Origin of the sequence: Rosistilla ulvae (genome assembly GCF_007741475.1) — a bacterium.
GTDB classification, from domain to species: domain Bacteria; phylum Planctomycetota; class Planctomycetia; order Pirellulales; family Pirellulaceae; genus Rosistilla; species Rosistilla ulvae.
Genome location: NZ_CP036261.1, coordinates 6,242,424 through 6,255,194, shown reverse-complemented (window position 1 = coordinate 6,255,194; position 12,771 = coordinate 6,242,424). Strand labels below are relative to the sequence as shown.

General features: G+C 59.8%; 8 protein-coding genes. 4 read left to right on the top strand and 4 right to left on the bottom strand.

Annotation, left to right across the window (positions count from 1 at the left end; all coding sequences use genetic code 11):
* Positions 1-19: 19 nt before the first annotated feature.
* Together EC9_RS22215 and EC9_RS22210 are read right to left on the bottom strand one after the other, a co-directional pair.
* Positions 20-1,045 (bottom strand): uracil-DNA glycosylase, encoded by a 1,026-nt coding sequence (locus EC9_RS22215; RefSeq protein ID WP_145348253.1) that lies wholly within the window; start codon positions 1,043-1,045, stop codon positions 20-22.
* Positions 1,042-1,968 carry a dihydroorotate dehydrogenase gene (locus tag EC9_RS22210; protein ID WP_145348252.1) on the bottom strand — a complete coding sequence of 309 codons (927 nt, stop codon included), beginning with the start codon at positions 1,966-1,968 and terminating at the stop codon, positions 1,042-1,044. The genes EC9_RS22215 and EC9_RS22210 overlap by 4 nt, the downstream gene beginning before the upstream one ends.
* A 766-nt stretch (positions 1,969-2,734) precedes the next feature.
* On the opposite strand from EC9_RS22210, the gene rpe reads away from it, so the two are divergent.
* Both rpe and EC9_RS22200 read left to right on the top strand, forming a co-directional pair.
* Positions 2,735-3,433 carry a ribulose-phosphate 3-epimerase gene (gene rpe, locus EC9_RS22205; protein ID WP_145348251.1) on the top strand — a complete coding sequence of 233 codons (699 nt, stop codon included), beginning with the start codon at positions 2,735-2,737 and terminating at the stop codon, positions 3,431-3,433.
* Positions 3,434-3,442: 9 nt separating this feature from the next.
* Positions 3,443-4,030: a histidine phosphatase family protein gene (locus tag EC9_RS22200; RefSeq protein ID WP_145348250.1), complete on the top strand. Its 588-nt coding sequence runs from the start codon at positions 3,443-3,445 to the stop codon at positions 4,028-4,030.
* A 32-nt stretch (positions 4,031-4,062) separates the two neighbouring features.
* Here EC9_RS22200 and EC9_RS22195 read toward each other — a convergent pair whose 3' ends face one another.
* Positions 4,063-7,320, bottom strand: coding sequence for a response regulator (locus EC9_RS22195; protein ID WP_145348249.1), 3,258 nt, complete (start codon positions 7,318-7,320; stop codon positions 4,063-4,065).
* Positions 7,321-7,875: 555 nt separating this feature from the next.
* Between EC9_RS22195 and EC9_RS22190 the strand changes: the two genes are divergently transcribed.
* The gene (locus tag EC9_RS22190; protein WP_145348248.1) at positions 7,876-8,766 is read left to right on the top strand and encodes a GDSL-type esterase/lipase family protein; all 891 of its coding nucleotides are present in this window, start codon (positions 7,876-7,878) and stop codon (positions 8,764-8,766) included.
* Between the two features lie 102 nt (positions 8,767-8,868).
* A complete protein-coding gene (locus EC9_RS22185) occupies positions 8,869-11,943 on the top strand; it encodes a M28 family peptidase (protein ID WP_145348247.1) in 3,075 nt (1,024 codons plus the stop codon).
* Positions 11,944-12,014: 71 nt separating this feature from the next.
* Here the strand turns inward: EC9_RS22185 and EC9_RS22180 are convergent, their stop codons facing one another.
* Positions 12,015-12,740 carry a YceH family protein gene (locus tag EC9_RS22180; protein WP_145348246.1) on the bottom strand — a complete coding sequence of 242 codons (726 nt, stop codon included), beginning with the start codon at positions 12,738-12,740 and terminating at the stop codon, positions 12,015-12,017.
* Positions 12,741-12,771: the final 31 nt, after the last annotated feature.

The following is a 12,771-nucleotide window of genomic DNA, read 5'->3' as shown; positions in this document are numbered from 1 at the left end:
GACTGCCCGTCAAGGGCAATCAGGCGGGCAGCGTCCCCATCGCGCGCATCATCATCTGCATGTCCTGCCAGACCGCCCCCTTCATCTTTGCATTGCGAAGCAAGTACGATGGGTGGTAGGTGACGACGACCTTGCTGCCGTGGTAGTTGTGGAAACGGCCTCGCATCCTGCCGATCGAGGGAGCCGATTGAAGCAGCGATTGAGCGGCAAACAGCCCCAAACAGACGATATATTCGGGCTGAATAATCTCCAGCTGGGCCTCGAAGAAGGGGCGGCAATTTTTCAGCTCGTCCGGCAACGGATTGCGATTCCCCGGCGGCCGGCATTTGAGCGTGTTCATGATATAGACTTCATCTCGCGATAATTTTGTCGCTTCGATGATCTTCGTCAGCAGTTGCCCCGCTCGGCCGACAAACGGAATCCCCTCGCGATCCTCGTCCGCCCCCGGCGCTTCGCCGAAGAAAACGACGCGAGCCTGAGCGTGCCCGGCTCCAAAGACCGTCTGCTTCCGCGTGCAAGCCAATTCGTGGCACAGCGTGCACTGTGCGACCTGCTGCCGCCAATGGTCCAGCGACGCCTGGCGATCGGCGATCGGCAGCGAAGCGGTCCGATAAATCGTCGGCCCCGGTGCCGCAGCGGCTGGTTGCGGTCGCGACGCAGGCGGCGGTGTCTGAGGGGCCGCAGTGGGAGGTGTCGCCGCAGGCTGCGGAGGCGCAGCCGCTGGCGGGGCGGCAGCCGGTGGAGCGGCAACTGGCGCAGCTGGGGCCGCCACAGGCGGTGCTGTCGCGGGAGGTGCTGCCGCAGCGGGTTGGCCAAGCCCCTCGGGGGTGGCGCTCGCTGCAGTGGAAGCCGCCTCGGCGGCGACGGGTGCTGGCTGCGCAACGCTAGCCAACAGCGTGGTGGTCCATTGTTCGGCGCGCCCCGGATCGGCGGCGGGCAGATACTCCACCCCCACCCGCTGCAAATGCGTCAGCAGCTGCCCGACACCCACGCGAATCTCGTGGGGATCGGGGAGGTTCAAGTTTGCAGAGGGGACTTCGTTCATTCGTCGACTCGTCGCGTGCTATCGAGCGTTCCCACGATCTCGGCAACCGACGCCGCTCCCAGCTCTTGCAGGGCGGCTGGCAATTCGTCGATCAAGCGAGTGGAGACCTGCGGATCGTAGTAGTTGGCGGTTCCGATCTGCACTGCAGTCGCTCCGGTCACCAAAAATTCCATCACGTCATCGATCGTGGCGATCCCACCGATACCGATGATCGGCACGTTGGTCACCGCGCGAACCTGCTGTACGCAGCGGAGCGCGACAGGCTTGATCGCCGGGCCACTCAGCCCCCCCATCACATTCCCCAGCATCGGCCGCCGGCGACGCCAATCGACAGCCATCCCCAACACCGTGTTGATAAGACAAACGCCATCGGCACCCCCTTCTGCAGCGGCACAGGCGACGTCGGCGATCCGCGTCACGTTGGGAGTCAACTTGGCCAAGATCGGCACATCGCACCCGGCTCGCGTCGCGGCGACCAAGCGATGGCAGGCGTCCGGATCGGTCCCAAAATCGACTCCGCCAGAGACGTTGGGGCACGACACGTTTAACTCCACCGCCGCGATCTGCCCGGTCTGTCCGACGCGCTGCGCCAACTGGACAAACTCCTCCTCGGTCCGGCCTGCGATGCTGACGACGATCGACGTCCCGATCGAAGCCAGATAAGGGAGATGATGCTCCATAAAAGCATCGATCCCGTCGTTGTCCAACCCGATCGAATTCAGCAGGCCGGCGGAGGTTTCGACGGTCCGCCAGGGAGCGTTTCCAACCCGCGGCTGGGCGGTGATCGTTTTTGGCAAGATGCCCCCCAACCGTGAGCAATCGACGAGACGCGCCATCTCGCGGGCGTATCCAAACGTTCCCGAGGCGACCATGATCGGATTGGATAGGGCCAATCGGCCTATCTGAACGGAAAGATCAGTCAATGCAGTGAGGTCCCATATTCGAAGGTTGGATTTCAGCAGGGCAAAGCATAACACATTGCCCCCGGGATCGTCGCGGAGGGCAGTCGGTAGGCCAGGGCAAATCACGGCTAGGACTGGGGAATACTGGGTAACCCGACGCGTAAGCGAGGAATTCACACGGCGCCTCGCTTACGCGTCGGGTTACCACCTGCCTGAGACGCTGCAGTTTGAAACAGCGGTTCACCCTGGACTGGCAGGCTGGAAACCGGCGGAGATCGGGCGATTTTTTGGGGGTGTCCCCCGCAGCAGCGATGTGAAGCCTGCAGAGTGCCCAATCGGCGGCTCCGAGGAGCGCATTTCGCTTGCAATTTTGCTTCGCCTGACGACAGTGGTACGGAATTCCATTTCCGCAGCGCCACGGCCTGCAATTTAGCAAACCGAGGGCGCTGAGCAAATCGAAGGGATCGCGGCGAAATTCACCATGTTTTGTCCGCACGAACCGATTGGGCGGCTTGAGGACTAGCAGGGGTTCGCTAGCATCAAGGGTGCTCCTCGATCGGCCGATGAAGGCGTTGTGCATGATCGAACGAAAGCATGCCGGTCGGCTTTTGCCACGCGAAAGTGCGTTCGACCGATGCGACGATCGCAACGCGAAAACCAAACATCGTTGAAATACCCGCGGATATCCGCTGTGCGAAACACTGAAGATCTCTTTGTTTGACCGAAGGTGTCGATCGCGGCACCTATCCTTCGCAAGATCACTCCAACCGAAACGACAGGCGTTTTCATGACCAACCCACGTGTAAAGCAGCTCTTCGAGGCCGCTCCGGCGATCCTGCCGTCGCTGCTGCAATGCGATTTTGGCAACCTGGAACGCGAGGTCCGGCGGCTCGAAGACGACGGTTGCCAAGGACTGCACCTGGATGTCATGGATGGCGTCTTTGTCCCCAATATCTCCTACGGAATGCCGATCGTCGACGCCATTCGCAAGTTGACCGATCTGCCGCTGGATGTCCATTTGATGATCCAGGACCCAGGGGGATATGCACAAGCGTTCAGTGACGCCGGTGCCGACCTACTGACATTCCATGTCGAAGCGGTTGACGAAATCGCGCCGGTGATAGACAACGTGCGTTCCTTGAACATGGGGACTGGTCTGGTTTTGAATCCGGGAACCGCGATCGACGCGGTCACCCCCTTTCTCGATCAGATCGACGTAGTCCTGGTGATGAGCGTGGACGCCGGTTTTGGCGGACAAGCTTTTAACCCCGTTGCAATCGACAAACTGAAAGCGTTGCGAGCCATCAAGCCGGACCTGATCCTCGAGATCGACGGTGGCGTGAATCTCGGAACGATTGGCAGCTGTCGCGAGGCCGGAGCGGATCTGTTTGTAGTTGGTTCGGCGATCTTTCGCAGTTCGGATTACGCGGCCGCGTTGGACCGCCTGAGAGCGGAAGTGCAACGCCATGATCCTCACTCGAGTTAGCAGGATAGTATGTTAAGCATTCTACTGGTTCGTCCTGGTGCTACCGATTTCGACGATCAACGTCGAATCAAAGGTTCGTTGGATATGCCATTAAGCGAGTGTGGACGCCAGCAGGTGCGGCGCACCGCGCAGGACGTTGCGACGTTCCAACTGCAGGCGGTCTATTCGGCGCCCTGTGAATCGGCACTAACCACGTCGGCAGAATTGATTGCTGGACGCGATATCCGCGTCAAAGCGATCCCTAATTTCCGTAACATCGACCACGGTCTATGGCACGGAAAATTGGTCGACGACGTCCGTCGACAACAGCCGCGACTGTACCGCCAGGGGGAGGAATATCCGAACCTGATCTGCCCTCCCGAGGGCGAGACGGTCGAAGAGGCCAAACAACGCGTCTTCAAGGCGCTGCGTAAAGTCATCAAGAAGCATCGCGATGGCGCGATCGCGCTTGTGATCCCCGATCCACTAGCGAGCGTCGTCCACTGCATCCTTAGCGGCGAAGGCCCTAAGAGCTTGTGGTCGTCCGAAGTCGATACAGGCAACTGGGAACTGATCGAACTGGAAAGCCTGGAACTGCGCGAACCTGCGTTAGTGTAAGCTGGCGACGGCAAGCCTTGTCGCGACGCCTCTTATTCGCGGCCATTGGTTCGAGACCGGATCCATTTTTCGACCCGTTCGGTCATCGAACGGGTTCGTTGAGCGAGATCGTCCAAGTGCGAGATCGCTTCAGCGGTCTTTCCTTCGCGGGCCAAGAGTTCGATCTTGGCCGACAGTTCCGCCACGTCCTCGAACTGCACAACCCGCGCGGAGCCTTTTAAGGTGTGCGCGCCGCGCGTCAGCACGCGTTGATCGCCGTCGACCGCCGAACTTTTTAACGTGCGGATCAACTGGGGCGCTTCGACGACCAGCGCCTGGGCAATCACCAAGGCATCCTGTTCGCTGTATTCGGTGCACAGTTGATCCAACCCCAAATGCCCGGCGTCCGATTCGATGACGGTATCGATCTGCGATACCGGCTTGCTGCGATCGACCGACGCCGACGGCTCGCGCGCATTGGATGTGCCCGATGGCGCTGCGGCTGGCTGGGCATGACTCCAGATCCGCGAATCGCTCGTATCCCCCTTGCCACCGTCGCTTCCCAACACGCGGCGAACTTCAAGCACCAGACTTTCCTGCGTCACCGGTTTCGAGATGTAACCATCCATTCCGGCGTCGAAACAACGCTGGCGATCCCCTTTCATCGCCGCAGCCGTCATCGCGATGATTGGCAGATGGCGTTTGGTCCCGACTTCCGATTTGCGAATCGCCAACGTCGCCTTGATACCATCCATGACCGGCATTTGCACGTCCATCAACACGACGTCATAACGGTTCCGCGACACCTGCTGGACCGCCTCGCCGCCATGGGTCGCCACGTCGACGTCACATTTCAATCGGCGCAGCAAGCCCAGCGCCACCTGTCGATTGACCAGGCTGTCTTCCACCAACAGCACGCGCAGCACCTGCCCCGATGCGGTCGTCAGTTTGACTTGCGTTGAATCATCGACCGGTTGTGGGGCAATTCCCAACAGACGATGCAACAGTAGTTCGTGCAGTCTGCGATGCCCGATCGGTTTGCTCAAGTGGTCGATTCCCTCCTGAGCCCACCAATCGATTTGGGTCGGTGTGTAGGCACCATGCATCATCACAACGGGCAACTTTTCACAGCCGGGCAACTGGCGAATCTTGGCCACGCACTGCCGGGCCGGCAAATCCTCCAACGCGTTGTCAAGCAAGACCATCGACACACGCGACTTCGCCAGAATCTCGATCGCCTGCCGGCCATTGCGAGCGGGCAACGTCGCAAGCCCCCACGAATCGATCATCTCGCAAACAACCTCGAGGTTTTTGGGGTGATCATCGACCACCAACAGACGGAAGTCCGTCCCTCTCAAGGGCTCGATGACATCGGTTGGTTGTTGCAGGAACCGCATCGGTATCACGATCCGAAAACGGGAACCAACACCCAATTCACTCTTGAGATGGATCTTCCCGTCCAACGCTTCGACCAATTGCGATGAGATCGACAGTCCCAATCCCGTTCCGCCAAACTCCCGCGTCGTGGAACTGTCTGCCTGCCGAAACGCTTCGAAGATATGCTGTTGGTTGGCCTTCGCGATCCCGACCCCGGTGTCGCTGACATCGATCGTCAATTCGACCTTCGCAAATTCCAGCTGTCGCGACGTGATCTCGACATAGACATGTCCCTGATTGGTGAACTTGATCGCGTTGCCGATCAGATTGAACAGAATCTGCCGCAGCCGTCCGGGATCGCTGACCATCCGCACGGGAACATCCGGAGCGATCCGGCAGATCAGTTCCAGGTCCTTGTCGAATCCGCGGGCTGCCAGCGTGGCGACCGTGGAATCGACGCAGTCGCGGAAATCGAAAGGGACTTTTTCCAGCGACAACATCCCCGCTTCGATCTTCGAAAAATCGAGGATATCGTTCAGCAGTTGCAGCAACCATTGAGCGCACTGCTGCATCGCCATCAATTGACTCTGCTGTTCGGCGTTTAAGTCGCCCGATTCCAACAGCTGGGCCATCCCCAAGATGCCATTCATCGGCGTGCGAATCTCGTGGCTCATGTTCGCCAAAAACTGGCTCTTGGATCGGTTCGCCTTTTCCGCCACGTCGCGGGCATCGACCAACTGACGCTGCACTTCCTTTCGCGTGTCGATCTCCTTTTGCAGTTCGCCGGTCCGCTGTTGCACGCGGTGTTCCAGATCGTGCTCGGTCCTCAGCACAGCATCGGCCATATGGTTGAAGGCGTCCCCCAACGCAGCGATCTCATCGTCCGAATCGAGTTCGGCTCGCAGTTCCCGCTGTCCCGAGGCAAACTGACTGACAACCCCTGTCAACCGATCCAGCGGTGCCGTAAAGCGACGGGTCAGCCACTGGGTCGCCGTCCAGACCACGACCAACAGGATCGCTTGAAAGATGAACAACAACTTGGCCAACCGGTAGACCGGCGCATACGCTTCGGCAACATTGATTTTGACAACCATCCCCCAATCGCGAACGCCAGGCTGCAGATTGATCGGCTGGAACGTCGCCAAGACTTCGTCCTCACCGATCCGAGTTTGAACCGCCTCGGGGCTCGACTCTCCCGCGATCGCCTGGCCTACAACCATCGCTTGATCGACCGTGGTCGGGCGCGGCATCGTGGATGGAAAGAAGTAGTTCAACTTGTCTCCGTCACGCGATGCAATCAGGATGTCCCCCGTCGCCCCCAACCCGTTGTCGTCGCGCACCAATTGCCGCAGCCTCGACATCTCGGTGGTGACGAACAGGACGCCAACAAACTTGCCCGTCTCGTCGGTCACAGGAGCCGTCAGGTAAGAGATCAACGACTCGCCCAGGTCCTGCGGAGCGGCAACGTATGCCGCTTTCATGCCATGCGTGAAACTTTCGTCCTTCGAGAAGTCTTTCCCCAGTTGAGCTGGATCGGTGCTGGCGATCACCTTGCCGCGCGGACTGGCCAGCCAGGCGTCGACGATCCCAATAAACTGCTCCTTCGTTTCGGCCACCATCCGATTCATCGCAGCCGCCTTGTCCTCGGGCCCCTGGACGTCATCGACCGCAGCCGTTTTCACCCGATGGCGATCGGCATAATGCTGGATCCGAACGCGTTGCCCGGCGATGTAATCTGAGAAGATATGGTGCCGTGTCGATGCGACGACTCGCAGACGTTCATGCACCTGCTGGCGAACGATTCCACGACTGACCAAAAATCCGACAAGCGCGATCACTAAGGTCACAACAACCAATAGGACCGTCACGAAGATGCAAACCTTGCGAGCGATCGAACCGGGGTGCTGCTTCGATGCGGTTGCAAGCTTGGTCATAAATTTTCATGAGCCCCTCGATTAATTGCCATCCGGAGCGTGCTGAATCGCAACTCCTCTGGACTCCCCACACGCCCTCGCGAGAATGCACCCCGATCTGCATGCACCCCACGGATTGGGCCACGCCATTGGCGTGGCGACCACAACCGGCGACACAATCGCAAACGGCCCCAGGCAAAACTCTCGGAAAACGTGGCACCAAGGTGCACGGATACCGGCACCTTCCACGACTGATTCTAACAGGCTGGAAGTCGGGCCGTCCAGCGAACCACCCCCACTCCCTGTCGCCAATTCGCATTCGATCGCAGCCGTCTTGTGGGCTGGTACGCTCCCGAAATCGCCAGCCACGCAACAATCGGATACCTATTCAAAACTGGGGTCGCCGATCAGGGAAAATCGATTTTTCAAACTGCGAGGTGAGCGGCAAGACGTTCACAACTTGAACCGCCTAACTTGGCAAAACGAACCTCCCCAGAGCCACCCAAAATATCGAGTGCCACATCGCCGGGGCTCACGTTATACTGTTGCTATTCAACGCCCCTGGAAAATCTCGAGATGCGCTTCAAATACACTTGCCAGTTACTCACCCTTCTCCTTGGCTTTAACTGCCTCTGCGCGAACGAAACGTTTGCCGACGAAGCCGCCAGCGTTCGCTCGGCCGACCGAGTTGCGTTGGTGGGTGGTACGTGGGTCGAACGGATGCAACAGAACGGCTATTTTGAAACCGCCCTGCAAACACTTGCACCCCAGCAAAAGCTGGCGGTCCGCAATCTCGGTTGGTCGGGCGACAACGCTCGCGCCGAAGCCCGCGCCCTGTTCGGTAGTCCGCAGGATGGATACGCCCGCTTGCAGCGAGACCTTGCCGCCGCCAAGCCAACGATCGTCGTCCTGGGCTATGGGTTTGCAGCCGCTCTGAATGGATTGACCGCTGCCGAACAGTTCTCCGCCGATCTGGATCGACTGTTGGACGACCAAGCCGCTGCGGGCGTGCGTGTCGTGTTGCTGCAACCGTTTCACATGCCTGGCGTCCGAACGACCGATTACGACGCAGCCAACCAAAGCGTTCGCCAAACGATCGCTCAAGCGGCTCAAGAGCGCAAGCTGCCGCTGATCGATCTGGCCCCGTTGGTCTCCGACGCCGATTTCGATAACGGCCTGCATCTGACCGAACAAGGATACCAGCAGCTGGGAGATCGACTGGCCCGCGAACTGCTGCACCAAGCCGAAGTCCCCGCGATCGACTACACCGCTGCAAAAACGAAGTCTCTCCGCGACAAAGTGATCGAAAAGAACCAGCTGTTCTTCCATCGCTACCGTCCGCAAAACGAGACCTATCTGTTCCTGTTCCGCAAACACGAACAAGGGAACAACGCCGTCGATATCCCACGTTTCGATCCATTGATCGAAGCCCTCGACGGCGAGATCCAACAAGCCGCCGGGCAATAGCCCTCTCTGCGGCCCACGCCTCCCCGCGCCGCGACTGATCGGCCTACAATGAAGCGTCCGCACGGGGCGGATCCCACCAACGCATTCTTGAAGGACTGAAATATGCACCTCCATCGCTACGCTACCGGTCTGCTTGCGGCCAGCCTGCTGCTGTCGCCAGCAACCCTGTCGATCGCCGATGATCCCGACGCCGCCAAAACAAAACCGGCCGACGGCAAACCAGCTGCCACGGCTGACGTCGCCTCGCCACATCACGCTGCGGCGACGGCGGACCAGGAAAAACTGGATCCCAAGGAAGCGGCCGCCAAAGAGGCAGAGTGGTTGACCGGCACGCGGCAACTGACCTTCAGCGGCCGCCGTTCGGGCGAGGGCTATTACAGCGCCGACGGCTCGCAAATGGTCTTTCAGAGCGAACGCGAACCGGGAAATCCCTTCTACCAAATCTATCTCTTAGACCTCGAGACGGGTGATCTCGATCGCGTCTCCCCCGGCACGGGCAAGACGACTTGCGCCTGGATCCATCCCGACGGGAAACGCGTCCTGTTTTCATCGACTCAAAACGATCCCGCTGCCAAGACGAAACAAGACGAAGAGATCGCGATCCGCGAATCGGGGAAACAGCGACGCTACAGCTGGGATTACGATCCGCAATACGAGCTGATGGCGTGGAATCGCGAAACCGAAGAATACACGCAATTGACCGATGCCGAGGGCTACGACGCCGAAGCCAGTTATTCGCCCGACGGCAAACAGATCGTCTTCGCGTCTAACCGCGTCGCGTACGAGAGGGAACTGACGCCGAAAGAGGCCAAGCTGTTTAAGCTGGACCCGGCTGCGATGATGGACCTCTACATCGCCAATGCCGACGGATCGAACGTGCGTCGCTTAACCGATACGTTGGGATACGACGGCGGCCCCTTCTTCTCGCCCGATGGCAAGCGGATCTGTTTCCGGCGGTTCTCCGAAAACGGAGCCACTGCCGAAGTCATGACGATCGGGATCGATGGATCTGCCCCGCAACAGCTGACCAACATGAAAGCGATGAGCTGGGCCCCGTATTACCATCCCTCGGGCGACTATCTGATCTTCACGACCAACCTGCATGGGTTTGGAAATTTCGAGCTCTATCTGATCGATGCGGCTGGCAAATCCGAACCGGTTCGCGTCACCTACACCGACGGATTTGATGGCCTGCCCGTCTTCTCGCCCGACGGCAAACAGCTCTCCTGGTCGACCAATCGCACCGCCAGCGGCAACACGCAGATCTACACCGCCACCTGGAACGATGCGCGAGCTCGCAAGCTGCTGGGGCTCGACGCATCGCAGACCGTCGACACGCAAGATGCCGAGGAACTTGGCCGCCAAGCTGCCAGCCAATCGCACGCCGACTTCAAACCATCGGACATCATGCGGCACGTCGATTACCTGTGCCGCCGCGAACTGGGCGGTCGTTTGACCGGCACGCCGGGCGAAAAAGCGGCCACCGCTTACGTCGCTGCCTATCTGGAAAACCTGGGCGTCAAACCGGCCGGAGCCGACGGCAGCTTCTTCCAGAACTTTGAATTCACAGCCGGCGTCGAACTGGGCGAAGGCAATTCGCTGACCGTAGGTGACGAGTCGTTTAAAGTCGGAACCGATTGGCAACCGCTGGCGTTTTCGAAAACGGGCGAATTCGAACCGGCCAACATCGTCTTCGCCGGTTACGGCGTCGTCGCTCCCGGCTCGGAGGAGCATCCCGTTCAGGACGCTTACGTCCACCTGGATGTCGAAGACAAATGGGTGATGGTCTTCCGCCATCTGCCCGCCGACATCTCCGCCGAAAAGCGACAGCACTGGTCGGCCTACAGCAGCCTGCGATTCAAGGCGATGGTCGCTCGCGATCGCGGCGCCCGCGGCTTGATCGTCGTCAGCGGTCCGACCAGCAAGGTCCGCGAACAATTGGTGCCATTGCGTTTCGATGGCTCGCTGTCGGGAACCAGCCTGGGCGTGATCAGCGTCACCGATGCGATGGCGGCGAAGATCGTCAAAGCTGCCGGCGAGGAGCTGGCGGAACTTCAAAAGGAACTCGATTCGGGCGAGCCCGCGATGGGATTCGATCTCGGCGAAGCGAAGTTGACAGCCAAGATCGACGTCCAAAAGCAACAGCGAGTCGGCCGCAACGTGATCGGCCGCTTGCAAGTCGGCGACGCCCCGAGCGACCAAGCGATCTTGATCGGTGCCCACATCGATCACCTGGGAACCGGTGCTTCGGGCAGTAGCCTCGCTCGCGACGATGAGCGCAACGGAGTTCATGTTGGTGCCGACGACAATGCCAGCGGCGTCGCGGCGATGCTGGAAGTCGCTCAATACCTGACCGATCTACAACGTCGAGGCAAGCTGCCGGCCAAGCGAGACATCTTGTTAGCCGCGTGGTCGGGGGAAGAGTTGGGGCTGTTGGGTTCCGACGCCTTTGCCGACAAGTTCTACGATCTCTATCCGCAAGTCCCCGCCCCCGAAGGTCATCCGCCGCTGTCGCTGTATCCCGCGATGGCTGCCTGTTTGAACATGGACATGGTCGGGCGGCTGCGTGAAAAATTGGTCCTGCAAGGGATCGGTTCCTCGCCAGTTTGGAACGGCGAAATCGAGCGTCGCAACGCGCCGGTCGGACTCGCGTTGACATTGCAAACGGATACCTATCTGCCAACCGATGCGAGCACCTTCTACATGCGTGGCGTTCCGATTTTGTCGGCGTTCACCGGATCGCACAGCGAATACCACACGCCGCGCGATACGCCCGACACCTTAAATTACGAAGGCGCAGCGCAGACGGCGCGGCTGATGGGGCTGATCGCTCGTTCGCTGGCAACCGCCGACGACGCTCCCGAATACACCAAGCACACCGCGCCGCAGCAACAGGTCCGGGCACAGATGCGTGCCTACCTGGGAACGATCCCCGATTACGCCGCCGGCGATGTCAAAGGGGTGATGCTGAGCGGAGCTTCGGAGAATGGACCGGCAGCCAAGGCGGGAGTCCGCGGCGGCGACCTGATCATCGAATTGGCCGGACGTAAAATCGAGAACATCTACGATTACACGTACGCCATCGAAGCGCTCAAGATTGGCGAAGAGGTGCCGATTACGGTGCGACGCGGCGACAAAGAGTTGAAGCTGAAAGTCACTCCCGGATCGCGCGATTGATCCGCGTCGCCGGCAGTTTCCCGCCGCTGAACGCTCACCGGGCGTCAGCGGCGGATCGATCGCGGCCAGGACTACGATTCGAGGATGTCGAGTCGCTGCTTCAACTGAGCGACCTCTTCGGATAGCCGAGCGATCTCGTCGCGCATCGATTGCAATTCGTCGTTCGCCGGAGCGACGGCAGCCGCAGCAGGAACTGGCGTCGCGGGTTGCGAGGCGACAGCAACCGGCTGGGGCGACGGCGAACTGCTGTCTCCGGTGATCTTCTTTCTCAAATGGGCCAGATCGGCGTCGGGGTAGAGGTTGTGAGTAAACAACTGACCGCGGCCTGGCGGCGTGAGCGCGACGATTAAGTTTTTGTCTAGCAACATCTGCAGAACCGGTTGCAGCGCCGCGAGATCTTGAAACGGTTCCATCCGCGAAGCCCGCGTCCGCAATTCGCCAACGGTCTGTTCGCCGCGGAGCATCAATTCGGTCAGGACCGCGATCTCGGGTCCTTTGACATCGAACCAGTCGTAAGCGGTGTGGCGATACTTGGGGACGCGGCCGCTCCCCTGGACTTCGACCGCGACACCAACGCTTCGCAAACGATCCAGCGACAGATCGACATCGTCGTCGTTCAGCTGCATCTGCGGTGCGCGATTGCTCTTCTGATTGCAACCGGCGGTCAACGAGGCGAGCGTGATCGGATAGTTATCGGGGGTCGTCTTCGCCTTTTCGATCAACACGCCCAAAACACGGCGTTCGGTCGTCCCCAGCGGCTTCCATTTCGGAGCGTCCGATTCTTGATCCACGTCCATTCTGCTGTTCTCGTCGTTTTATAAGGGTGGT